This is a genomic window from Saccharothrix ecbatanensis, assembly GCF_014205015.1.
Taxonomy (GTDB): Bacteria; Actinomycetota; Actinomycetes; order Mycobacteriales; family Pseudonocardiaceae; genus Actinosynnema; species Actinosynnema ecbatanense.
The window spans coordinates 3,301,155-3,323,420 of the sequence record NZ_JACHMO010000001.1 but is presented as its reverse complement, the minus strand read 5'-3'; the positions used below and the strand labels follow the sequence as shown (position 1 = coordinate 3,323,420).

The 22,266-nt window shown below is 70.6% G+C and carries 21 protein-coding genes; 7 read left to right on the top strand and 14 right to left on the bottom strand.

Translation table 11 applies throughout. The features are described from left to right. Positions 1 to 174: 174 nt before the first annotated feature. From F4560_RS14205 to F4560_RS14190, 4 genes are all read left to right on the top strand, one after another. Positions 175 to 1,476, top strand: a complete 1,302-nt coding sequence (locus tag F4560_RS14205; RefSeq protein WP_184920272.1) for an ABC transporter substrate-binding protein — start codon at positions 175 to 177, stop codon at positions 1,474 to 1,476. 169 nt (positions 1,477 to 1,645) lie between these two features. Next, positions 1,646 to 2,497: a carbohydrate ABC transporter permease gene (locus F4560_RS14200; RefSeq protein WP_221483488.1), complete on the top strand. Its 852-nt coding sequence runs from the start codon at positions 1,646 to 1,648 to the stop codon at positions 2,495 to 2,497. Continuing rightward, positions 2,494 to 3,390: a carbohydrate ABC transporter permease gene (locus F4560_RS14195; RefSeq protein WP_184920268.1), complete on the top strand. Its 897-nt coding sequence runs from the start codon at positions 2,494 to 2,496 to the stop codon at positions 3,388 to 3,390. Before F4560_RS14200 ends, F4560_RS14195 begins: the two co-directional genes overlap by 4 nt. 9 nt (positions 3,391 to 3,399) lie before the next feature. Then, positions 3,400 to 4,416: a hydroxyacid dehydrogenase gene (locus tag F4560_RS14190; RefSeq protein WP_312869304.1), complete on the top strand. Its 1,017-nt coding sequence runs from the start codon at positions 3,400 to 3,402 to the stop codon at positions 4,414 to 4,416. 84 nt (positions 4,417 to 4,500) lie between these two features. Here F4560_RS14190 and F4560_RS14185 read toward each other — a convergent pair whose 3' ends face one another. The 14 genes from F4560_RS14185 to tnpB all read right to left on the bottom strand — a co-directional run bounded on the left by F4560_RS14185 (position 4,501) and on the right by tnpB (position 18,985). After that, positions 4,501 to 5,919 carry a DUF6924 domain-containing protein gene (locus F4560_RS14185; RefSeq protein ID WP_184920266.1) on the bottom strand — a complete coding sequence of 473 codons (1,419 nt, stop codon included), beginning with the start codon at positions 5,917 to 5,919 and terminating at the stop codon, positions 4,501 to 4,503. Positions 5,920 to 6,043: 124 nt separating this feature from the next. Continuing rightward, positions 6,044 to 6,625 (bottom strand): hypothetical protein, encoded by a 582-nt coding sequence (locus tag F4560_RS14180; RefSeq protein ID WP_184920264.1) that lies wholly within the window; start codon positions 6,623 to 6,625, stop codon positions 6,044 to 6,046. A gap of 179 nt (positions 6,626 to 6,804) precedes the next feature. Continuing rightward, a complete protein-coding gene (locus F4560_RS14175) occupies positions 6,805 to 7,347 on the bottom strand; it encodes a type VII secretion system-associated protein (RefSeq protein ID WP_184920262.1) in 543 nt (180 codons plus the stop codon). A gap of 56 nt (positions 7,348 to 7,403) precedes the next feature. Continuing rightward, positions 7,404 to 8,264 (bottom strand): hypothetical protein, encoded by an 861-nt coding sequence (locus F4560_RS14170; protein ID WP_184920260.1) that lies wholly within the window; start codon positions 8,262 to 8,264, stop codon positions 7,404 to 7,406. 149 nt (positions 8,265 to 8,413) lie between these two features. Continuing rightward, a complete protein-coding gene (locus F4560_RS14165) occupies positions 8,414 to 9,049 on the bottom strand; it encodes a WXG100 family type VII secretion target (RefSeq protein ID WP_184920258.1) in 636 nt (211 codons plus the stop codon). Further along, a complete protein-coding gene (locus tag F4560_RS14160) occupies positions 9,049 to 9,396 on the bottom strand; it encodes a hypothetical protein (protein ID WP_184920256.1) in 348 nt (115 codons plus the stop codon). The genes F4560_RS14165 and F4560_RS14160 overlap by 1 nt, the downstream gene beginning before the upstream one ends. A gap of 24 nt (positions 9,397 to 9,420) precedes the next feature. Further along, positions 9,421 to 10,944, bottom strand: a complete 1,524-nt coding sequence (locus F4560_RS14155) for a hypothetical protein (protein ID WP_184920254.1) — start codon at positions 10,942 to 10,944, stop codon at positions 9,421 to 9,423. Positions 10,945 to 10,990: 46 nt separating this feature from the next. Continuing rightward, a complete protein-coding gene (locus F4560_RS14150) occupies positions 10,991 to 11,992 on the bottom strand; it encodes a hypothetical protein (RefSeq protein WP_184920252.1) in 1,002 nt (333 codons plus the stop codon). After that, a complete protein-coding gene (locus tag F4560_RS14145; protein WP_184920250.1) occupies positions 11,986 to 12,522 on the bottom strand; it encodes a YbaB/EbfC family nucleoid-associated protein in 537 nt (178 codons plus the stop codon). The genes F4560_RS14150 and F4560_RS14145 overlap by 7 nt, the downstream gene beginning before the upstream one ends. Then, complete coding sequence (locus tag F4560_RS14140; protein ID WP_184920248.1) at positions 12,519 to 13,289, bottom strand: ESX secretion-associated protein EspG; 771 nt, start codon at positions 13,287 to 13,289, stop codon at positions 12,519 to 12,521. Before F4560_RS14140 ends, F4560_RS14145 begins: the two co-directional genes overlap by 4 nt. Next, positions 13,286 to 14,932 carry a hypothetical protein gene (locus F4560_RS14135; protein ID WP_184920246.1) on the bottom strand — a complete coding sequence of 549 codons (1,647 nt, stop codon included), beginning with the start codon at positions 14,930 to 14,932 and terminating at the stop codon, positions 13,286 to 13,288. The genes F4560_RS14140 and F4560_RS14135 overlap by 4 nt, the downstream gene beginning before the upstream one ends. Positions 14,933 to 14,946: 14 nt before the next feature. After that, complete coding sequence (locus F4560_RS14130; protein WP_184920244.1) at positions 14,947 to 15,471, bottom strand: hypothetical protein; 525 nt, start codon at positions 15,469 to 15,471, stop codon at positions 14,947 to 14,949. 177 nt (positions 15,472 to 15,648) lie between these two features. Then, positions 15,649 to 17,577, bottom strand: coding sequence for an Hsp70 family protein (locus F4560_RS14125; RefSeq protein ID WP_184920242.1), 1,929 nt, complete (start codon positions 17,575 to 17,577; stop codon positions 15,649 to 15,651). Positions 17,578 to 17,620: 43 nt separating this feature from the next. Next, complete coding sequence (gene tnpB, locus F4560_RS14120) at positions 17,621 to 18,985, bottom strand: IS607 family element RNA-guided endonuclease TnpB (protein WP_184920240.1); 1,365 nt, start codon at positions 18,983 to 18,985, stop codon at positions 17,621 to 17,623. A gap of 272 nt (positions 18,986 to 19,257) precedes the next feature. On the opposite strand from tnpB, the gene F4560_RS14115 reads away from it, so the two are divergent. The 3 genes from F4560_RS14115 to F4560_RS14105 are packed head-to-tail and all read left to right on the top strand — an operon-like array spanning position 19,258 to position 22,237. Further along, a complete protein-coding gene (locus F4560_RS14115) occupies positions 19,258 to 19,785 on the top strand; it encodes a histidine kinase (RefSeq protein WP_184920239.1) in 528 nt (175 codons plus the stop codon). Then, a complete protein-coding gene (locus tag F4560_RS14110) occupies positions 19,776 to 20,450 on the top strand; it encodes a response regulator transcription factor (RefSeq protein WP_184920237.1) in 675 nt (224 codons plus the stop codon). The genes F4560_RS14115 and F4560_RS14110 overlap by 10 nt, the downstream gene beginning before the upstream one ends. Continuing rightward, positions 20,447 to 22,237 carry a hypothetical protein gene (locus F4560_RS14105; RefSeq protein ID WP_184920235.1) on the top strand — a complete coding sequence of 597 codons (1,791 nt, stop codon included), beginning with the start codon at positions 20,447 to 20,449 and terminating at the stop codon, positions 22,235 to 22,237. Before F4560_RS14110 ends, F4560_RS14105 begins: the two co-directional genes overlap by 4 nt. Positions 22,238 to 22,266 lie beyond the last annotated feature (29 nt).

The window sequence follows — 22,266 nt, the reverse complement described above, 5'->3', positions numbered from 1 at the left end:
CCGATCTCGCGCACAGGCCGAATGTCAGCACCACCGGGCTGATCATTTGCGCACCTGTGAACAGCGCAAATGGTGCCGGATGTTCGTTCATGCTCGTTTGATCGAACTTGTCTTGACTTGCCCCTCGGGCTCGGCTGAGACTTGCGCCACTGCTCGACGACCTTGGAGCGCGACATGCGAGACAAGCTTTGGAACAAATTCGGCGCGGTGGCCGCGACCGCCGCTTTGTCGTTGGTGGCCGCCTGCGGCGGAGGCCAAGACCCGGCTGCCCAGAGCGGACCGGCGGAGATCACGTTCTGGTCGTGGACCAAGGGCTCCGCCGAGGTCGTCGACGCGTTCAACAAGGCGCAGTCCGACGTCCGGGTCAAGTTCGAGCAGATCCCCGCCGGTGCGGCGGGCGGCTACACCAAGATGAGCAACGCGGTGAAAGCCGGCAACGCGCCGGACGTGATGAACATCGAGTACCCGGTGCTGCCCGACTTCGTCAGCCAGGGCAGCCTGGCCGACCTCACGAAGGCCGTCGAGGGCGTCAAGGGCGAGTTCCCCGAGCAGATCCGCGGTCTCACCGAGCTGGGTGGCAAGACCTGGGCGGTCCCGCTGGACGCCTCCCCGATGGTCTTCTACTACCGCAAGGACTTCTTCGAGGCGAACAAGATCGCCTTGCCGACCACGTGGGACGAGTACCGGGCCGCCGCCGCCGCGGTGAAGCAGGCCGCGCCCGCCTCCCGGATCGGCACGTTCTTCCCCGACGATCCCGGCCACTTCGCGTCGTTCGCCTGGCAGGCGGGTGGCCGGTGGTTCGGCACCAGCGGTGACCGCTGGGAGGTCTCGATCGACGACGGCCCGACGAAGAAGGTGGCCGACTACTGGGCAGGCCTGGTGCGCGACGACCTGGTCCGCGTGCAGGGCGCCTTCTCCCAGGAGTGGAACGCCGACCTGAAGAGCAGCGGCACGGTGGGCTACCTCGGCGCGTCCTGGGGCGCCGGCAGCGCGCTGCGCAACAGCCTGCCCGAGCAGGCGGGCAAGTGGGCTGTCGCGCCGCTCCCGCACTGGGGCGAGCCGGCCGGCGGGATGTACGGCGGCAGCACGTTCGCCGTCGGCAAGGACAGCAAGCAGGTCGACGCGGCGGTCAAGTTCATCACCTGGATGACCACCGACGAGAAAGCCGTGACGACCCGGATCGGCGTCGCCAAGTCCACCATGTACCCGGCGGCGGCGGACCTGGGGCCGGCGGCGGCCAAGAGCTCCGACCCGGCCTTCTTCGGCGGCCAGGACGCCTACGCGGAGTTCACCGCGGCGGCCGGGCAGGTCAAGCCGGGTTGGACCTGGGGCCCGAGCATGTTCCAGACCAACTCCGCGCTCAAGGACAGCTTCGGCACCGTGACCAGCGGCGGCTCCCTCGCGGACGCCCTCACGCAGGCCCAGAAGTCCACAGTGGAGGAGTTGCGGAAGCGCGGCCTCAACGTCGGCCCCTGATCCGCTCGCGGCGCCCCGGCTCTCCACCGCCGGGGCGCGCTCGTCGAAACGAGGAGCAATGGCCCGATCCCACGGTGTCCGACCCACTGGCGCCCGGCCCCACCGCGTCCGATCCCACAGCGCCCGAGCACACAGCGCCCATTTCCACGGCACCCGCGCCGCGACCCTCATGCTGGCGCCGTTCTTCGTCCTGTTCGTCACCACGCTGGTGGTGCCGATCGGGTACGCCGCCTACCTGAGCCTGTTCACCGAGAAGGCGTCCGGGCTCGGGTTCGGCGGCGCCGAGACCCTGTTCACCGGTCTGGGCAACTACCTGCACGCACTGGGCGACCCGGCGTTCCGCAACGGGTTCGCGGTGATCGCGGGCTACATCGTGGTCTACATCCCGCTGATGGTCGGTGGCGCGCTGGTGCTCGCCCTGCTGCTGGACTCCACGCTGGCCAGGGCGAAGCGGTTCTTCCAGCTCACGCTGTACCTGCCGCACGCGGTGCCGGGGATCATCGCCGCGATCGTCTGGCTGTACCTGTACACGCCGGGCCTGAGCCCGGTGGTGTCGGCGATGCGCGACTCCGGGCTGTCGTGGGACTTCCTGAGCAGCGACCACGCGCTGAGCTCGGTCGTCAACATCACGCTGTGGCAGTGGGTCGGCTACAACGTCGTCATCTTCTACGCCGCGTTGCAGGCGATCCCGCGCGAGGTGGTGGAAGCGGCGTCGATGGACGGCGCGGGCCAGCTGCGCACCGCGGTCAGCATCAAGCTGCCGATGATCCGCGCCGCGGTGGTGATGACCGTGCTGTTCACGATCATCGGAGCACTCCAGCTGTTCACCGAGCCGATGATCCTCCACGGGGCCAACCCGGCGGTCAACACCACTTGGACGCCCAACATGTACGCCTACGACGCCGCTTTCCGGCGCAGCGACTACGGCGTCGCAGCCGCGGCGTCCATCCTGATCGCCGTCGGGGCGGGCCTGCTGTCCTTCGTCGTCACCCGCTTCGGACACCGCAAAGGCCACTCATGACCGCCACCGACCTCACCACCCGCACCGCATCGGTCCGCCCCGACGTCACGCCGGGCCGCCGACCACCCTGGGCGTCGAAGGTCGTCGTCAACGCCGTGCTGGTGCTGGCCACCGCCTACACCGTGCTGCCGCTGACGTGGCTGCTCGTCTCGGCCACCAAGGGCCTGGGCGACCTGTACGGCAACCCGTTCACGCTCACCGAGTTCCGCCTGTTCGACAACGTCGCCAACCTGGCCGCCGCCGACAACGGCGTGTACCTGCGGTGGTACGTCAACAGCCTGCTGTACGCGGTGGGCGGCGCCGGGATCGGCGCGTTCATCTCGGTGATGGCGGGTTACGTGTTCGACAAGTTCACGTTCCCCGGCAAGGAGAAGCTGTTCGGCTTCGTGCTGCTCGGCGTGCTGGTGCCGAGCACCGCGCTGGCGCTGCCGCTGTACCTGCTGGCCTCTGAGCTGGGGGTCGTCAACACCTTCTGGTCGGTGTTCGTGCCGGTGCTGGTGAACCCGTTCGGCGTGTACCTCGCACGGATCTTCAGCGCCGGGTACGTGCCCGCCGAGGTGCTGGAGGCGGCGCGGGTGGACGGCGCGAGCGAGTTGACCACGTTCTGGGCCATTTCGCTGCGGATGCTCATGCCGGGGTTCGTCACCATCTTCCTGTTCCAGTTCACCGGGATCTGGAACAACTTCTTCCTGCCCCTGGTGATGCTGTCCGACCAGGACCTCTACCCGTTGAGCCTCGGCCTGTACGCGTGGCACGCGGTGGTGACCACCCAGCCCGAGTACTACCCGTTGACCATCACCGGCGCGCTGCTGGCGGTCGTCCCCGTGCTCGTCGCATTCCTGTCCCTGCAACGACACTGGCGGGCCGGCATGACGTCCGGCGCCGTGAAGTAGGGAGCGCGCGTGTCCTCCAACCCCCGTCCCCGGACCCTGGTGGCGATGCAGCAGCGGGTGGCCCGGTGGCTGCTCGACGAGCCTGCCACCCGCCGGCTCGTGCGACTCGCCGACGTCGACCCCACCCTGGTGGTCGAGGACTTCACCACCGACCGGGCCAAGGCCGCACTCGCCGACACCGAGGTGCTGTTCACCGGGTGGGGCTGCCCGCCGGTGGACGAGCAGGTGCTGCGCGACGCGCCCCGGCTGCGGGCCGTCGTGCACGCGGCGGGTTCGGTGAAGCACCACGTCACCGACGCCTGCTGGCGACGCGGCATCGCGGTGTCGTCGGCCGCCGCCGCCAACGCGCTGCCGGTGGCCGAGTACACCGTCGCCGCCATCCTCATGGGCAACAAGCGGATACCGGCCATCGCCGAGCACTACCGCCGGACCCGTGTCGTGCAGGACTGGCAGGCGCTGTTCCCGTGGCTGGGCAACTACGACCGGCGGGTGGGCATCGTCGGTGCGTCCAAGATCGGCCGGAGGGTGATCGAGCTACTGCGGCCGTTCGACTTCGAGGTGCTGGTCACCGACCCCTACCTGACCGAGGCGGAGGCCGCCGCCCTGGGCGTGACCGTCGTCGGGATCGACGAACTGGTCCGCCAGTGCCATGTGGTGAGCCTGCACGCGCCGGAACTGCCCGAGACCCGCCGCCTCCTGGACCGCCGCCGGCTGGCCCTGATGCCCACCGGCGCTACGGTCGTCAACACCTCGCGCGGCTCCCTGATCGACACCGACGCGTTGGTCGCGGAGTTGCGCCAGGGTCGGTTGCACGCCGTGCTCGACGTGACGGAACCCGAAGTCCTGCCACCCGATTCGCCCTTGTTCACCCTGCCCAACGTCACGCTCACTCCCCACGTGGCGGGCTCGCTGGGCAACGAGCTGAGCCGGATGACCGCACTGGCACTGGACGAACTCGACCGCTGGTCCCGTGGTCTGCCCCTGGCCCACAGGGTCAAGCCCGACGTCCTGGACCGCTCGGCGTGACAGGCGTCTGCCCTCAGGCTCGCCTCACCGCCGGCACGGTCACGGCGACCGCGTCACTGGCTCAGGAGCAGAACGAACGCGGGGTTAGTCAGCGGCTGTGTCCACGCCGCTGGGTCTGACTTCGGCGAGCATCGGGCGGACGACGCCGTCGTCATCCGCGGAGTCGGCGAAGTACTCCCAGTCCATGTTGGCCAGTGACAGGTTGGTTTCGATCTCCGGGATGGCCGGCGGTGTCGCGCGGAAGGTGCGACCGCGGTTGTCGATGTCGTCATCGTCGAGGTCGACGACCAGGACGTGGTGTTCGGCTGATTCCATGGTCGTGGTGTCGGCGACCAGCAGGATTGCGCACTCCGCGTCGGCGGGGACCAGTGTGACGAGTTGTGCGGCGGTCAATCCGGCGTACGCGGCGTTGTCCACTGGTTCCACGTCCGCGGTGAAGATGTCGTCTTCGGAGAAGTGTCGTGGCAACGCGATTTGAGCGCAGGTGGCGGCCCAGGCTTCGTTGTCGGAGAAGTCGGTGCGCACCAAGGGCACCGTCTCGTCGGTGGGCGGCAGCCGTGGGGTGCCCGCCGGAACCTTGGACCGGCGGGCGGACTTGCGGGTCGTCTTCGCCCGCGGCCGGTTCGAGGATCGCGCGAACTTGGCATGGTCGCGTGTGTACCCGTTGCGCCACATGACTTCGCCGTCGGCGTCCAGCATCTCCAGATCGCCGCTGTCGCGGACCACGATCTGCTTGGGGTGGAACGGGAATCGAGGTGTGGTGAGGCTGTCCCACGCCTTGCGCAGGCCACGCACGTCCTCACCGTTGATCTCGTCCTTGCACCACCGCAGGAACAGACCGTCCTCTTCCAGCACCAGCCGGGTGCCGAATGAATCCGGGTAGGTGCTCGGGACCGAGTAGTACCAGTTGGTGATCTGACCCTGTGGCCCGTAGAGGAACGTGCCGCCGTGCCGGCGGTCGTGGACCAGCACGTACTGGCCGTTGGGGGAGGTGAGGCTCTGGTCGGCGAGGCTCTGCCCGACCAGCATGTGGTCGCCGCGTGCCACGGGGAACGGCGGCAGCGTGACGTCCGCGGTCGCGGTGTCGGTGTGCCACACGATGTCGCCGGCGCCGTCCAGCAGGACGACGTCACCGTCGTCACGGACCTCCAGCAGCTCGGCGCCGCTGCCCGCCGTGCCGGTGGACCACAACGGGGTGCCGTCCTCGTCGTGCGCGACGAGGTTGCCGTCCGGTTGCAGCGTGACGTCACTGACCCCGGTGCCCGAGCGCTTCTGCCACCAGTCCTCGGGGTGGAAGTCGCTGGACCACCACAGCGGCTCGCGATCGTGGTTGCGCACCAGGATGAGCTCGTCGACGCCGAAGTGCTTGAGCGTGAAAGCGTCGTTGAGCGAGGTCAGCGATTGCCGTCGCAGGCTCTCGCCAACACCCAACCTGTGTCCGCCGGTCATGGGCACGTCGTCCTTCCTGAACATCTTCCCGTCCGAGACGTGCTCGGCACTCATGATCATCGGCCACGGTAGCCACGACCTGTCGCGGTGTCACCAGTCCGGTCGAGGTTGCCCGAACGGGCACCGGCCGTCACCAGTGCGGCGGGGGTGACCGGCAGCTCGACGAGGATCCCAGCGGTCACCACAGTGGCGCCTCCCAGTCCTCGTCGTCGTTGTCGCCCGGTGCGCGGCGCGTCGTCCTGGCCGGGGTGACGGACGCGGCCATTGCCGGAGGTCCTGGTCGTGCGTGCCGGTCCTGGACGGCCGTGGCGGCGGGTGGTGCCGGCTCGGTGTCCATGTCGGACAGTCCGAAACCGAGATTCTCCGCCAACGGTGACGGCGGCTCGCCGGCCTCATCGGACAGGGGCGGGAAGCGGTTGTGGTACTCCTCGGCGATGGCCTGGCCGCCGGCGGCGTCACCGATGGTGTCGGCGACGACCGCGCCAACCCGGTCGGCCAACCGCGCCTGGGCGCGCCGCAGGCAGACCATGATCTGGCCGGCGATCTGGTCCGGCTTCATCCGGTCGACGTCGCCACCGAGCCGCAGGTCGGTCGGGATGCCGGAGGACGCCACGGTGAGCACGATGGCTCCGCTGGCGGCGGTCTCCGTCACCGACACGTCATCGATCGCGCGGCGCGCCGCGTCGAACCGCTGGGCCTGCTCGGTGACACCGGCCCGCCATTCGGTGATCAGCCGTGCGACCTCGTCCGTGGTTTCCACTGGTGTTTCCTCTCAATCATCGGCGAGGTCGCCGATTCAGGCGACGATCAACGTTGGGTTGCGGAAGGTGGAGTGGACAGCGTGCGCACCGACATCACGACCTCGCCGTGGTGCCGATGCCGCTGGACACAACGTCGACCGCGCTTTGAGCGGCCGTGAGCAGGTTGTGGACGGGCTGGTCAGCGTGCGCCGGGGTCCTGCTCGACGTTCGCGCGCATGGCGCTCGCGACCAGCCGCATGGAGGCTGGGCCGTCCGGGTTGAGCAGGATGTCCGTGTCCTCCGGCAGGACCTGGACCAATTGGTCGGCGGTGATCTGGCCCCAGTGCTCGGTGCCGACCCGTTTGCGGTGCACGGCGGCCGTGGCCACCGCGACGCAGGGCGCGCCATCGGGGGCGGGCCCGGTCAGGAGTCGGCCGTCCTCGGACACGGCGACCTCCAGCACGGCGTTCCGGATCGTCGGGATCAGCGCGTCCACGTCCGCTTCACCCCGGTTGATCAGTCGCAGCACCGCGTCGACCGGATCGGTCGGCGAGTCGGCGTTCGCCGGCACGAAGTCGGGGTTGGGCTGGAACAGCCCCGGGTTGCCCTGCTCGTCCAGTGGCCAGCCGCCCACCATCGCCCGGGCCGGCGGCTGGTCGTCCGGGAAGCCTGGCCGCCATCCGGGATCGACCAGCACGGCCCAGTCGTCATGCCCGGAAGGGGACGATTCCTGATCCATCATTGCTCACACCACCTCTTCCTCGCGAAGGTAGCCCGGATCACTCCAGCCTATAACCGTCAGAACTCCCGAAATTCTCCCCGGAACGTTCTTCCGTTGTGCTTTCCCGGTTTCACGCCGTACCACGATTCGCCGGGATCCCAAATCCGGACACCTTCGCCGGTCGGTGCGAAGACTCTGCCACTGTGCGTACCGTGGCCACTGTGCGTACCGTGAAGGACATTCGCTGAATCAGCGGCCGCGCTACCATAAGGGCTTCCGCTCCGGCACGACAGGTAGACCACCGGTAGCGTCGGGTCGCTCTGCGACGCCTGCTGAAAACGCCTGTTTTCGCGGAGCAGTTGCCCGTGGGTGGTGCCGTTGATGTCGACCGACTGGTAGCCGACGACTGGGTGACCCGGCTGGCCCGTGTTCCTGCGGACGCCAACCTGGAAACGGTGAGGGTCCGCGTGCGCATGCGCGTAGAACGGAACCTTCGGGTTCTGCGGATCGTGCCACGGAGCACGCACACTGGAATTCGGTAGGTCCTCTTTGCCGGGGTACCAGTTGGGAACGTAGGATTTATCACTGTTCCGATGTACGCGCGCCCATTCTCGCAATTCGACCGCGTCGTCTGCCTTCGTCGGGAAGGATATGCCGACAGGTTTTCCGTTCTTGCCCCTCAGCGTAACAACTTCCACCCGGTCCGACGTGAACGCGATGTCCGCCCCGTGCGGGTCCGTCTTGCCCCATAGCAAGGGTGGGGGAGGGATCGGCGGTGTGGCAGGTCGCCCGGGTGGTGGGGTGGTGGACGGGGACGGTCGCGGAGTGGTGTTGCCCAGCAACTGCTGCACCGTCTGACCGGTCCGGTTGAGCTCGCTGGCGTTGCGCTGGGCACCGAGCGCGATCGGCGAAATCGGCCGGTGCGCGGGATTGCCCATCTGCGGCGGCGGTGACGATGCGCGTTGCGGACTGGAAACCGGCCCGCTCGATCGGGATGGCGGGGGCAACGACCGACTACGACGATTCGTGCTGGGCGGCGGGGTGGTGCGGCGAGCGGGTGGCGGCAACGGAGGTCTCCTCGGTGAGGTCAGGCCCAGGCGTCCACGATGGCGGCGACGTCGGCGAGCACGTGGTTCAGCGCGGCGGGGTGGCCGGAGTTGAGCACGTTGTAGTAGTCGGGCAGCCGGGTGATGATGTCGTTGACGCAGTGCGTCACCGACTCCTGGATCTGTGCGCGGGAGCTGCCCGCCATGTCTCCGGCGGCGGTCACGAGGGCGACGATCGACTCCGCCGCCTCGACCACCAGGTCCAGGTCGTCCTGTTGGGTGGTGGCGTTCTCCCGGTACCGGACTCCCGCCTCGCCGCCCCAGTCCGCGGTGTGCCGGCGAACGCTGGTGTCGAAGCGGGTGCCGGCTTCCCGTGCCAGGTCGGCCACGCGCTGCCACTTGTCCGCGTACTCGGTGACCGCGGCCGGGTCCCCGGCGAACCACTGCTGGGCATCGCGCAACGGCCGCAGTTGGTCGAGCAGGCCGGGGATGTTGGTGTTCGACAACGCGTCCACCGGATCCGGGGCCGGGCCGAGCGCGGACGTGCCGCCGGGAACCACGACGCTGTCAGGGTCCGCCCAGTCGTTGCGCCGCACCGACTCCTTGATCTCGCGGAGCTCGTCGGCGCGGCGCAGTCCCTTGGTCGGTGGGGGAGTTGTGGTCGTCAGCTCCGTCATCACGACTCCACTTCGCGGATGTGCAGCATGTCCGCGTTCGCACGCTCGACCTCGTCGTAGTCGCGAACGGTGCGGAGCATGCCGTCCTGATGGGCGCCCACCGACTCGACGGCCCGCTCGAACGCGCGCCGCGCCTCCTCGGCAGTGGGGTTGATCGCCGCCGCCAGCGGAGCGCCGAACGGCCCGAATGCCTCCTCGGGCAGGTGCGTGCCGGACGCGGCCTGCAATGCGTCCGCCAGCTGCTCGAGGACCGCGCCGAGGTGTTGCTGGTGCGTGACCAACGCGGTGAGGTCGACGTCGAAACCGGGTGTGGTGCCGGGGGTCGGCCCCGGTTCGAAAGTGGTCATGGTGCGGTCGTCCTCGCGGTCGGGCTAGTTGGCGGGCGGGGGAGTGGGCGTGGGCGGTGGCGTGTCACCGATCACCGGGGGCGGCGGGTTCACGTCGGTCATGGTGAACAGGTCCTCGCCCTTGATGTACGAGGCCGTCTTGCGCTCCTGGTCGCCGCCTTGGCCGCCACCGGGACCCGTGCCGCCCAAGGGCATGCCTGCCGGGGGCGGGCCGCTGGAACCACCGGGCATGCCGACCTGTGGTCCTCCGGTGGGAGGAACCGGCCCGGCGCTGGGCGGCGCCGGGCTCAGGCTGCTGAAGGTGGCAGGCGGACCGGGCGGCGGTGGGCCGCCGAAACCACCATCGGACGCGATGCCGAAGCTCGAGACCGGTGGGGTACCGCCGCCACCGCCACCGCCACTACGGGTGAACAGGTCGGGCGGGTTGACCGGTAGCAGTTTGTGCAGGGTCCGGTCGGTCGTCGGGCGCGTGGTGCTCAGGTCGGTGTCGAGCCGATTGCGGACGGCCTCGATCTTGGGGACGCGGCGGAACTGGTCTCCGCGAAGGGTGGCACCGGGGAGCTGTGTGACGGGCACCTGCGGTCGTGGCGGGGTGAACGGGGGAGGCGTGAACGGCGTCGGCGCGGAAGCCGGCACGGTGCGGCCGGACGTGGACGGCGGCGTGAACGGTGGCGGTGTGAACGTCGGTGGTGGTGCGGAAGACGGCCTCGTACCGCCGGGCATTGACGGGAGCGGCGGCATCGGCGGGGGCACGAACGTGGGTGGTGGTGCGGACGACGGTGACGTTCCGCCGGGCATTGATGGCAGCGGTGGCATCGGCGGGGGCACGAACGTGGGTGGTGGTGCGGACGACGGTGACGTTCCGCCGGGCATTGATGGCAGCGGTGGCACCGGTGGCGGCACGAACGACGGTGGCGGCGCGGAAGACAGCCCCATATCACCGGACGCCGGCGGCTTGATCGACGACCGGTCGGTCATCTCCGGCGGCACGAAGCTGCCCATGGGCGGAGCGCCGGAACCCCCGGTCGGGACCTCCGCCCAGAGCATGTCCTCGCCGGGCATCGGATAACCCGTGCCGTCACCCGCCATCATGGGATCCGCGGGATACATGCCGTCGCCGCCGGTCATCATGGGATCCACGGGGTACACGCCGTCGCCGGACATCGGGTAACCCGTGCCGCCGCCGGTCACCGGGTACCCGCCGTCACCACCGGGCAACGGGGGCGGCAGCTCGCCGCCTTCGATGTTGCCGAAGCCCATGGCGTTCTGCTCCTCCACCGCCTCGTAGTCCGCCGCGGTGGCCTTGGTGCCCACGGCGGCGTTCTCGACGGCTTCGGCGGCACGCTCCAACAGTTCAGTGATCCGCTGAGTGGTCTGCGCCATCGCCTCGGTGAAGCCCTGATTGCGGGCGGCCGGGCCGAACATGTCCGGCGGGACCTCGATCACGCCCAACGTGGCCGCCGCCGTGCTCACCACGTCGGACGACCCGGAAAGCCGATTGCCGAAGTCGTTGATCTCGTCGCCCGTTACGCTGAAACCGGCGCCCATGCCCTGTCCTCCAAGCCTTTCACGTCACTCCGTCCGGTCGGACGCGTCACCGGCCGAGCTCCTGCTTGGCCTGGTCGAGTTCCTGCTGGTCGAATTCGCGCCGGGCGTCCGGAGTCACCGCGCCGAGACGCCCAGAGGTGTCCTGTCCGATCTCGTCGGCCTTGTCGCGCGAGCTGTTCCAGCGCTGCGGGTCGGAGTCCTTCGAACTCTGGGTGGTGGAGAGCCCGGCGGCCTTCTCGTACCGCTTGAGCGAGTCGGCGATTTCCTCGGCGATGGTTTCCAGGGTGACCATCCGCTCGGTCTGCCGACCGAGCGCGTCCATCAGCATCGTGATGCGGCGGGCGGATTCGACCGCGGTGACCGCTGCCGCGGCCATCGACGCGGCGAGACCGACCGCGATCGAGGTGCCGAACGTCCAGACCGCCGCCGCGACCGCGGCGAGCATGATGATGACGATGGCGCCCAGCACGGTGGCGACCAGTTCGCGGACGATCTTCCGCAGGGTGATCACCATGGAGATGGTCACGGCGGTCAACGTGCCCAACCCGTGCACGACGTGCATGAGGCCGAGGATTTCCTCGTGGAGCTGTTTCATGCTGGCGCGGTACGCCTCACCGGCATCACCCTGCCAGTCCTGGAGGGACGTGATGTCGGCCTGGTGCCCGCGCGCCATGAAGGACAGGCTCTCGGAAGCCTGCTTCATCGAGTCCACCGCGGTCTGCCCGGCGGCCGCGTCACCGTCCAACTCGTCGATGGCGTCGCGGAGGAAACCCACCTTGTCGATCATCCAGCCGAACCCGGACGAGAAGAACTGGGCGAACGGATCAGCGACTGGGCCGCCGCCGTCACCGACGTTGTCCATGCCTTCGAGGACGTGGCCGACGATCGGCACACCTTCCTGCTTGGCCTCGTTGCTCAGCAGGGTGACCTGGTGCTCGATCTCGATGGCGAACCGGCCCTCCGGCCCGCCGGTGCCGCCGGAGCCACCCGAGCCGCCGGACGTTTCCGGTGCGCTCGCGGACGGCTTCGTGTCGAACGTCGTCACCATGGCTCCATCTCGTCAACGGTGTCGTCCTCGGCCGGGCGGCGTCGGGGTGCCCTGGCGGAGGGCGTCGGGAGCGGCGGGGAGTGCGGCGCCGGTGCGGGTGGCCGGGCCTGCGGCTCGGTCAGTTCCTCCGGGACGAACCTGTCTTGCGGTCCGTCGGCGGTCGCGGCGCCGTCCGGGGTGTCCTCCGGCGGCAGGTAGGTGATGAGGTTCTTGGTCTGCTCGGTCAGTTCCGGGTGGCCGAACGGGATGAACGCCTCGGACACCCGTGCCGCCACCTGGCGCTGCGCGTCGCGGACGGTGCTCATGATCAGCGTGGTGAGCTGGGTGTGGCTGATGGCGGCGGCGCGGTGGCCCAGGCTGAGGTCGTGCAGGGAGCCGTTCGGGCCGACCGTGACGGTGACCGCCTCGTCCCGCGAGCTGAGCGTGACCACCGAGTTGTCGATGTTCTCCTGGAGCTGCGCGCTCCGGTGTTGCAGGTCCTCCAGCCACTCCGTCGAACCGATCGGAGGGCTGCTGTTGGCTGTCGTCATGGCGTTACCTCGTTGAGTGTTCGGTCGATACGGGCGGTGAGGCGGTCGTTGTCGGCGGGCGTGAAGCTCACCCATTCCCCGTCCCGCACCCCGAGGTAGCGGCCTCTCAGGGTGTCGAACCAGGTGACGACGACCGGGGATCGCCGCTGACGGTGGGAAACCCCGAACTGGCCACCGGCCCGGCGGTCGCCCGCCAGTTCGGCCAGCTCCGCCGCGTCCCGAGTGGACAGTCCGGCTTTGACCATGGTGATCCGCGCGTGCTCGTCGTCGGTGGACGCGAACGCGTGCGGATCGTCGTCCGTCGTCGGTTTCACCGCGGCGGCCATCGCCTGGTACGGCACCGACAGCGAGCGGCCGGGACCGGCCTGGTTCGTCGGCAGCACGGCGACGATCGACGCGGCGAGCGCGGTCGGGCGGATCCCGACCAGCCACAGCTGGTCCTCGCCGAACGCCGCCAGCACGCCGTGCTGCCCGTCGCCGGCCGCGACCGCGCGCAGCGGGCCGTCGATGTGGCCCACCGCGTCGACGGAAACATCGTGCCGGGCCAGCAGCCGCAACTGGCCGGCCAACCGTTCGTCCGGCTCCCGGCCGGTCACGAGGCCGCGTTCGGCGAGGTCCCGGTACACCTGCTCGGCCGCCTCGGCGCGTTCCGCGAGGGTCCTGCCGACGCTGGGCACGTCCAGCGGGTAGGGCTTGGGCCCGAGGCCGAGGCCATCCCAGAGGATGTCGAACTCGCGGGCCGACAGCACGAAATCCGGTGCGATCACGACCAGCTCCCTTGACCCTGCTGCTCCCCGGGCGCCTTGCCGCCGATCACCGACGGCGGCAGGTGGGCGTCGGACACCTCGAAGAACCGCTCACCACCGACGTACTTGGCCTTCCGGTCCTCGTCCTCGGCGCCCTGGCCACGGCCGGCGCCTCCCACGCCCGGCATTCCGCCTCCCGCCATCCCGGCCGTGCCGGGCACACCGGAACCACCGGGCATCCCGGGACCACCGGGCCTCGCGAGCGCCGGCCCCGTCCCACCGTTGCCGCTGTTGGGTGGGGCGTAAGGCATGCGGTTGCGCGGGTCGCCGTCGGCGGGCACGTTGATCCCACCCCGCGGTCCCGCCCCACCCCGGCCGCCCTCACCGCCAGCGCCGTTCGGCGGCATCGCGGTAGTGGGCGGTGGGACATTCGCCGTACCCCTCGAACTCCACGGCGACGTCCCGCCCGGCCGGTACCCGTCCCGATTCGGCGTCGAGCCCATCGGGCCACCAGGTTCCCCCGTGCCGAAGAGCGGCCCTCCCGCCGAACTCTGCGGCGCCGTCCAACCCTGCCGGTGCTGGTCCACAGCGGACGGACCGCCGGGCGGCGTGAACGCGGACGGGGCGAGCACACCCTGCGGCGACGTGCCACCGGGCTGGTAGACGTCCAGGTTCCTCGGCATGGCGGAATTGGGTGCGGAGGGCGGTGGCATCAGGACCTGCCCCGGCTGACCCGGCGACGCGAGCGGTGCCGGCGGCGTCGCCGGTAGTCCGACGTGCGCCCCCGGTGCGCCCAGTCCTCCCTGAGCCGCCGGTACCCCCAGTCCTCCCTGCGCCGCCGGTACTCCCTGCGCCACCAGTGCCGTCGGCGCCGTGGTCCCCGCCGGCCGAAGGTCGTTCTCGGACAGCCCTCCGCCCGACCCGCCCACGTTCGGCACGCCGGTCGTGGCCTCTCCGGCGGGTGCTCCCACCCTCGTGAGGACGCGGGGCTCCGAGGAGGTCGACAGCTCGACGTCCTCCGCCTTGCTGTACCGCCGTAGCGTCGGGGTGCTGCCGTTGACCGGGTCCGGCGGCGGGGTGAACCACGGCGAGGTGGTGTCCACCGCACGGGACTGCTCCTCCATGCGGGCCATCACGAGGATCGCGTGGTGGTGTGCCCCGGTCGCCTGATCGCTCTTGATCTTCACGTCCACGAGCGCCGCCGTGAAACCGGCCATGCCGCTGCCCGCGAAGCCGTCGGTGAGCATGGCGTGCCAGTCGAAGTCGACCGGTTCCGGCATGGCGGCCCTGGCCTCGGCCATGATCTGGGCCTGTTCGGCCACCCGATCACCGAGGCCGGCGGCGGTCAGCGCGGCGACCTCGCTCCAGTCGGCGAGCTCGCGGATCGCACCGCGGGCCGACTCGGCCGACTCCCCCTGCCAGCCGTCCTCGCCGGCGACGAGGCATTCCCGCATCAACTGGGCGGAATCGGCCATTTCCGTGCCGAACTCCACCCACTCGTACGCGAGCACGCCGGCCTGGCCGGGGTCGTTGTCGACGTGCACCGACTCGTACAGCGTGCGGTGGTCGTACGCGGCCCAGTTCCACGTCTCCGACAACGCCACGTCGAGGTGGGGACTGACCACGGCGATCGGGCCCTCGGCGGGCACGTTCTGATGTGCCATTCGCTTGTCCGTTCTCACTGGTCGGGGCTGATGGGCCGCGGCGTGACCATGCGGGTACCGCCGGGGACCGCTTCCGGGGCGTGGGCGTCGACGAGACGGTCGACGCGGCCTGTCGGCCTGAGGTACGGGCCGCTCCCGTCCGCCAACTGCCGGAAGCTGCTGATCTGGTCCTCTTCGGTCCGCCGGTACAGCTTCATGGCCTGGTCCACCGCGGCGTGGGCTTCTGCCAGCACGAGGCGGTACGGCGTCAGCACGCCCGCCAACGACAGGCTGCCGTCGGCGGCGCCCGCCCGGTGTTCGAACTTGACCGCCATCGCCTGCCCGACCGGATTGCGGCCCAGCGGCGCGCGACGTGCGAGCTGCCGCGTCCCCCGCAACCAGGCGTCCACCCGGTCCATCTGGTCGCGCAACATCGACAGGATCTTGTCGCCCGCCTCCGGGTCGAGCGACAACCTGCCCGCCACCACGTTGTCGCGAATCGCGGCAACCGCGGCGATCCTCCGCTCGAGGGTCACCGCCTCGCCGATGCTGACCATCACCTGGACTCCCCGTGTCGCCTTGCCTTGGTAGGCACAGCGTCCCGTTGTCGGGCGGGGAAGTCGCTGGGGTCATCCCTCAACGTCGGGGTGCTGCCCCGCGTTCGTGGGTAGGGATATCCCTACGGCGCAGCGGAGCGGGGGTGGCGCCCGGGTCGTCGGTCGACACTGCTCGGGCGGTCAGGGCCCGGAGGTCTCCACCATGAACCAGCGGGAGGTGCTGTCGGCGCACTCCTCGATCGTCACCGGTGCGCCCTCCGGCCAGGCTTCGTCGCGCTCCAGCGCCAGGCAACGGCCGTCGGCGGCGTGGTTGCGGATCCGGACGGTGCCGCTCGCCGCGTCCCGGTCCAGCCACCACTGCTGGTTGTCGTTCAGGTTGCCGTTGCAGGCGGACACCACGACCTTGGTCCCGGCGGGCTGCCGGCCGAACGCGGGCAGGTCGAAGCAATACCAGGCGTTGTCGTTGGCGTCGTGGATGTGGGAGAACATCAGCAGGTCGCTGCCATTGGGTCCCGCCTTGGAGTGGGGGACGGTGTAGAACCACTTCTGGTTGGCGTCGGGGTGCTCGTCACACCTTGACTGCCTGAGGACGTTGTTCGTCGGTGTGCCCGCGTCGGCGCCGCGGATCCCCACACACATGTTGGTCGCCTCGTTGCGGAGCTTGATCGCCTTGGGAGGCGGCTCGGAGTAGACCTTCTTCTCGGTCGGCGGGGGTGGTGCCGCGGACCGCGCGGATGATGGCGCAGCCGCCGCCGGCGCCGAGGTCGTGGTCGGGGCGTTCTTCGTGGACACCGGGGAGGGTGTGGTGGACCGGGACTCGGGCGGCGCCTCGGTGGTCGTGGTGACCGGGGTGGTCGTCGTGGTCGCCGTGGGTGTCGTGGTGGTGGCGGTCGTCGTGGTTCTCGTGGTCGTGACCAGGACGACGACCAGGGCGGCGGCCACCGCGAGCGCCGCGAGGGCCATCGGCACCAGCCGCTTCGGCCGGCGGGGTTGCTGCTCGGTCGACGGCGCGGTGTCGACGCCGTCGGGGGAGTGGTCCGGCTGCGGGTCGGCCAGTGCGCGTGCCGCGAGCGCGGCCGCGCCGAGCGCCACGGTGAACTTCGGGTGGTGGGCCGCCCGTACCGGCTTGTCGAACGCCTCGGACAGCAGTTGCCGCACCAGCGGAACCCGGGACGAGCCGCCCGCGAGCAGCACAGCGGAGAGTTCGTCGTCGCGTAACCCCGCTGACGCGACCGTGCGCCTCAGCGCGCCGACGGTCAGCTCCAGCGACGGCCGGATCACCGCGTCGAACTCCGGTCGGGTGATCGTCAGCTCGCGCGGCCGGGACGGCAGCGGCACGGTCAGCGCGACGTCCGGCTCGGTCGACAACTCGGTCTTGGTGTGCACGCACAGCGCGCGGATCCGGGCCAGCGCCGAGGCTTCCGCCGGGTCGGTCGGGTCGAGCCGGCCGATCGCGCCGTCCAGCCGCTCGTCGAGGTGGGCGAACAGCGCGTCGTCGAGGTCCATGCCGCCGAGGTGCTCCAAGCCCTCCGGCGTGCCCAGGATCTCCATGCCGCCCGAGCGCATCCGCAGCACGGTGGTGTCGAGCGTGCCGCCGCCGAGGTCGTACACCGCGACCACCTCGCCGTCGCCGAGCGCGCGTTCGCGGCTGTAGTGCGTGGCCGCCGCTTCGGGCTCGGTGACCAGCTGGAAGTCCGTGACGTCCGCCAGCCGGGGCACCTCGGCGAACTGCTCCCGCCGGTAGGGTCCCCAGATCGCCGGGCAGGTCAGCACGATCGACGCCGGCGGACCGCCCATCGCGTCGGTGACCTGGTCGAGCACGGCCCGCAGCTGCGCGGCCATCAGCGCGGTCGGGGTGTAGGCGCGACCACCGAGCAACAGCGGTGTCGGGTCGCCGAGCCTGCGCTTGAACCCGCGACCCAGCCGCTGGGGATCGGCGGGGGCGTCCGCGGCGGCCGTGCCGGTCAGCAACGTGCCGTCCGGCGCGCAGTAGGCCAGCGACGGAACGACCATCTCCGGCGACAGCGGCACCATCCGCGTCCCCGCCGCGTCAGAGACCGCGGCGGAAGCGAACGTGGTGCCGAGATCGATCCCCACCGCGTAGCGCACGACACCGTTACCTGAAGTGTGAGTCAACGTGAGTCCACTGTGTTCAGGCAGCCGTCGCCTTGCGGCGTCGGCGTTGGCCTGCATCGGTTGGTGCGGGTCTTCCCGTGGTGGTACCCGTTGCCCGCGTGGTGCGGGTCTTACGTGGGTTTCCATCGGGCTCGTTTGCCGTCGCCCCGCAACTCGGGGAGGACGTCTCGCGTTGCGCGAGCGCGGCGAGGTTGCGCGCGGCGTTGAGGTCCCGGTCCAGGACCAGATCGCACGCGTCGCAGTGGTACACGCGTTCGGACAGGCGCAGCTTGGCTTTCACCACGCCACAGGCCGAACACGTCTTGGAGCTCGGGTACCACCGGTCGGCGACGTGCACGTTCACACCCGACCATGTGGCTTTGTACTCGATCTGCCGCCGGGGTTCGGCCATACCCACCCCGGCGACGTGCCTGGCCAGCCGCCGGTTGCGCGTCATGCCGGACACGTTCAGATCCTCGACGACGACCGTGCCGTAAGTGCGCACCAGGCGGGTGGACAGCTTGTGCAGGCCGTCCCGGCGGGCGTTCGCGACCTGCGTGTGCAGACGGCCGATACGGGCCTGGGTGTTGCGCCACCGGGCGGAGGGCTGCCGGCGGGTGCGGCGGTCGGGGCCGACGCGGCGGGCGGCCCGGCGTTGCAGGCGACGCAGTTCCCGCAGCGCCGACTCCAGGTGGCGTGGGTTCGGGACGGTCTCGCCGGTCGACAGCACCGCCAACGATGTGACGCCGAGATCGACACCCACCGTTGTGTCGGGCCGCGTGGGCGCGGGGTCGGCGCGGGTGATCTCCACGGAGAACGCCACGAACCACCGCCCGGCCCGGTGGGACACGCTCGCGGAGCGGATTCGGGCGGTGCCGCGCTCGACGTGACGGGCGAGCTCGCGGGTCGACTCGTGGGTGCGCACGAGTCCGATGCGGGGCAGCTTCACGTGCCGCCGGTCCCGGTCGGTGAGGCCGAACGCGCCGGTGGTGAACCGGCAGGACAGGCCGGACCGCTTCCCCTTGAACCCGGGGAACCCGAGCCGGCGGCCCTTCCGCCTGCCCGTCCCGCAGTCGGCCCAGTTACCCGGCGCGGTCGCGAGATTGACCAGACCGGACGAATAGGCTTCCTTCGAGTTCTCCGCCCACCACGGGGCGACCTCGTCCTTGGCCTGGTTCCAGGCTTTGCGCAGGCTGTAGGCCGACCACGACACCGACGGCGTCAACCCGTCCGCGACCGTCCCGTAGGTCCTCTCGGCAGCCCGCTGGTCCAGGTTCGCCTTCACCCGCGCCAACCCCCAGTTGAACGCGTACCGCTGCCCACCGCAATGCGACCGCAGCACGGCGTCCTGGGCCGAAGCGGGATCCAGCGCGAACCGGAACGCCTGGATCACCGAAGCCATCCGACCAGGCTACCGAACATACGTTCCCACCCCGCTGGCGACCGGCCTGTCAACAGAAGTCACAGATCCACAAATTCGACCACGAACGCTCGCATTTCCGCGAGTAGTTGAAACCCCACGAAGCGCATAGTGAATCACAGCGCGCAGCGGGCCGATCACAGACCGGCGAAGATCGGTAGTGGGGACAGCCCTACCCGCGTAGAGGGGCAGCACCCTTGCCCCGGCGATCGCCACGCGACGAGCCTGGTCGGGTGTACTGCGTGGTCCGCTGGATGCGCCGGACCGGTGCCCTCCTGGCGGGGGCGCTCCGGCCACCCGACCATGCCGCCACGCGACTGCGCCACGGCATCGAGCGGACGTTGCACGACGGTGCGGTGTCCGAGATCTCGACGCTTGCACTGGAACTGGGCATGATCTCGGCCTTGGTCGACGACCCGGAGGTGGAGGCGAAGCTCGCCGCCGCACAACACCGGGTCCAGCGCGTCGTGGACCACCTGCGCCAGGTCGGGTCGGAGATCTACCCACCCGTGCTGGCCTCCGCCGGTCTCGGGCCCGGACTGCTGGCCGTCGCCGAACGACTGGGGCTGAGCCTGCTGCTCGACCTTCCGCGCGGCGCGCTCGACGCGGAAACCGGGTCGCGGGCCGGCCTGCTCGTCGCCGACTACTTCGCCACGTTGCCTCCCGGTAGCGTGGTGCGGGTGCGTGTACGGGGACGGCGGATCATCCGGGTGAACATCACCGACCGGCAACCAGGCGGCTCGCCGCCGCGCGAGCACCGGGCGGTGCTGCGATGCGGGTAGCGATCGCCGAGGACGGCGCGCTGTTCCGGGAAGGCCTGGCGCTGCTGCTGCAAGCGGCCGGGCACGAGGTCGCCGGCTCCTACCTCGACGGCGACGCGCTGGTCGCCGCCATCGCCGACGACCCGGTCGACGTCGCCGTCCTCGACATCCGGATGCCACCCGGCCCGGAAGGCGGGCTGGTCACCGCGGAACGCGTGCGCGCGCTGCGCCCCGAGATCGGCCTGCTGCTGTTGTCGCACTACGCCGAGACGCACTACCTGATGCGGGTGCTGGAGATCGGCTCCGAGCGGATCGGCTACCGGCTCAAGGAACGCGTCGCGGGCGTGCAGGTCCTCGGCGACACGCTGAACCGCATCGCCGACGGGGAGATCGTCATCGAGCCGGTCCTGGCCAAGCGGCTGGTCCAGGGCGGCGCCCGGCACGCCGACACCCCGATCGCCGCGCTGAGCGAACGCGAGCTGGACGTGCTCCGGCTGATGGCTGAGGGCCGCGCGAACAACGCGATCGCGGGGGAGCTGTTCATCTCGACCAAGGCCGTGGAGAAGAACATCGCGGCCATCTTCACCAAGCTCGGCCTTCCCGGTGACGCCACCGTGCACCACCGCCGGGTGCTCGCGGTGCTGGCCTACCTCCAGACGGGACGGATCGGCGGACCGGTCTCGTGAACGGCGGGCGGGCGTTGGTCCCGAGGCTGCGCAGGCTCATGTCCGGCTACCGGGCGCCGTACGAGGTAGCCGCCGCCGAGCCCCCGCAGCTGCTGACCGCCGCGCTCGTCCGCAACCTCGCCGAGGGCGTCGGCGGCGAGGTCGCCTACGCGGTGCCGTCCGGGCGGACCCACGTCGTGGTCGAGTCGTGGCCGCCCGATGTGTCCAGCGTCGTCGACGCCGTCGGCGTGGCCCGGGTCGACGGCGGCGGATCGGTGTTCGTCATGGCACCGAGCCGGTGGGACGACGAGGCGCGCGCGATGCTCCGCGACACCGCCGTCTGGCTCGGCACGGCGGTTCGGTTGGAGCGGCTGCGCGCCGACCGGGACGCGGCGGACCTGCGGGCACGCCGACTGCGCGCCGAGTTCGGCACCGCCCGGACACGGCTCGCGCGAGTCCGGGACCTCGAGCGGCAACGGCTGGTCGGGGCGATCACCACGACGACCCTGCGCGACCTCGCCGGGGTGCGGACGTTGCTGCGCGCGGTCGCCGAGGAGGGCACCGGGCTCGAAGCGGCCCAGGAGGCGCTCGACGAGCTGATCGACGACTTCCGCAGCGTGGTGCGCGGCGTGTTCCCGGCGATGCTGCCCGACCGGGGTGCGCGCGCGGCGTTGGAGGAGCTGGCCGCGACCCTGCCCCGCCCGGTCGGCTTCACCGGCGACCTCGGGCCGCGGGTGGGCTGGCAACTGGAGTCCGGCTTCTACCACGCGGTCGCGTCCGCGCTGAACCTCTTGGCGGGCCGGGAACACGCGCAAGCGGTCACGGTGGCCCTCGGCCGCGACGACGCTTTGTTGGCTCGCGTCACGGCCGCCGGTCCGCTGACCGCCGACGACCTGTTCACCGCGCTGGGCCACGACATCGAGCGGGTCGCGGTTCTAGGCGGGGAGATGACGTGCGGGGTCGTCGACGGATCCGCGGTGGTCACCGTGCGGCTCGCGGAGCGGACGGAGCCGGTCACGGTGACCAGGTTCGACCCCGCGGTGGTGGCACGCAGCGCCATCTACCGACAGGTGCGCGACCTCGTGCGTGAGGGGCAGACAGCGACCGAAGGTCTGCCGGAGCGGGCGGCGTGGGACGCCGTCGCAGAGCGGTTGACCATGCCGCCCCGGCTAGCGGTCGTCGGGCCGGACCCGGAGTTCGCCGCGCAGGGTGTCGCCGCGCAGACCGTTGCCGCCCAGGCCGTTGCCGCGCGGGGTGTCGCCGCGCAGACCGTTGCCGCCGAGACCGTCGCGGCGCGGGGTGTCGCCGTGCTGGTCGTCGACGCGCCCGCGGACCGGGTGCCCGCCGAGGAGTTCCTCGCCGACGACGGTCCCCTCAGTGGCGTCGATGCCGTGCTGGTCTCGGCGATGGCCGCACATGGCCCGGCGATCGCCGCACGCCGGGCGGTGGCGGCGATGACCGAGCTGGTCCGCGCACTACCCGGCGACCACCGGTTGCGCTGGGCGGTCGAACGGGTCGGCGTCGACGCCCACGAGTTCGCCGAACTGGACCTGCTCCAAGACCTCGAACGCGGTGATCTGCTGCGCGGCGTCGTTTCCTCGGCGGCCCGCCTGCTGGGCGCGGACGGCGTCGACCCGCGCAGCAGGCTCGGTCTGCCCGAGGGGGCCACGACCGACGAGATCAGGTCCAGGGCCCGTGACGAGGTGACCCGCTGGCGCGCGCACGCCGAACACCCCGCGTCCGGCGGCCGTGACCGCGTCGCCTGCGAGGTCCTCGTGCGCACCGCCGAAGGCCTGTTCACCCCGTGAACGGTCAGAACGGCGTGAACGGTCAGAAC

Bases quoted from the DNA above. Each gene is read 5' to 3' on its own strand.
- F4560_RS14160 (WP_184920256.1), bottom strand. From the start codon at position 9,396: ATGACCACTTTCGAACCGGGGCCGACCCCCGGCACCACACCCGGTTTC.
- F4560_RS14195 (WP_184920268.1), top strand. From the start codon at position 2,494: ATGACCGCCACCGACCTCACCACCCGCACCGCATCGGTCCGCCCCGAC.
- F4560_RS14200 (WP_221483488.1), top strand. From the start codon at position 1,646: ATGCTGGCGCCGTTCTTCGTCCTGTTCGTCACCACGCTGGTGGTGCCG.
- F4560_RS14115 (WP_184920239.1), top strand. From the start codon at position 19,258: ATGCGCCGGACCGGTGCCCTCCTGGCGGGGGCGCTCCGGCCACCCGAC.
- F4560_RS14175 (WP_184920262.1), bottom strand. From the start codon at position 7,347: ATGATGGATCAGGAATCGTCCCCTTCCGGGCATGACGACTGGGCCGTG.
- F4560_RS14170 (WP_184920260.1), bottom strand. From the start codon at position 8,264: ATGGGCAATCCCGCGCACCGGCCGATTTCGCCGATCGCGCTCGGTGCC.
- F4560_RS14185 (WP_184920266.1), bottom strand. From the start codon at position 5,919: ATGAGTGCCGAGCACGTCTCGGACGGGAAGATGTTCAGGAAGGACGAC.
- F4560_RS14110 (WP_184920237.1), top strand. From the start codon at position 19,776: ATGCGGGTAGCGATCGCCGAGGACGGCGCGCTGTTCCGGGAAGGCCTG.
- tnpB (WP_184920240.1), bottom strand. From the start codon at position 18,985: ATGGCTTCGGTGATCCAGGCGTTCCGGTTCGCGCTGGATCCCGCTTCG.
- F4560_RS14135 (WP_184920246.1), bottom strand. From the start codon at position 14,932: ATGGCACATCAGAACGTGCCCGCCGAGGGCCCGATCGCCGTGGTCAGT.
- F4560_RS14155 (WP_184920254.1), bottom strand. From the start codon at position 10,944: ATGGGCGCCGGTTTCAGCGTAACGGGCGACGAGATCAACGACTTCGGC.
- F4560_RS14205 (WP_184920272.1), top strand. From the start codon at position 175: ATGCGAGACAAGCTTTGGAACAAATTCGGCGCGGTGGCCGCGACCGCC.
- F4560_RS14145 (WP_184920250.1), bottom strand. From the start codon at position 12,522: ATGACGACAGCCAACAGCAGCCCTCCGATCGGTTCGACGGAGTGGCTG.
- F4560_RS14165 (WP_184920258.1), bottom strand. From the start codon at position 9,049: ATGACGGAGCTGACGACCACAACTCCCCCACCGACCAAGGGACTGCGC.
- F4560_RS14150 (WP_184920252.1), bottom strand. From the start codon at position 11,992: ATGGTGACGACGTTCGACACGAAGCCGTCCGCGAGCGCACCGGAAACG.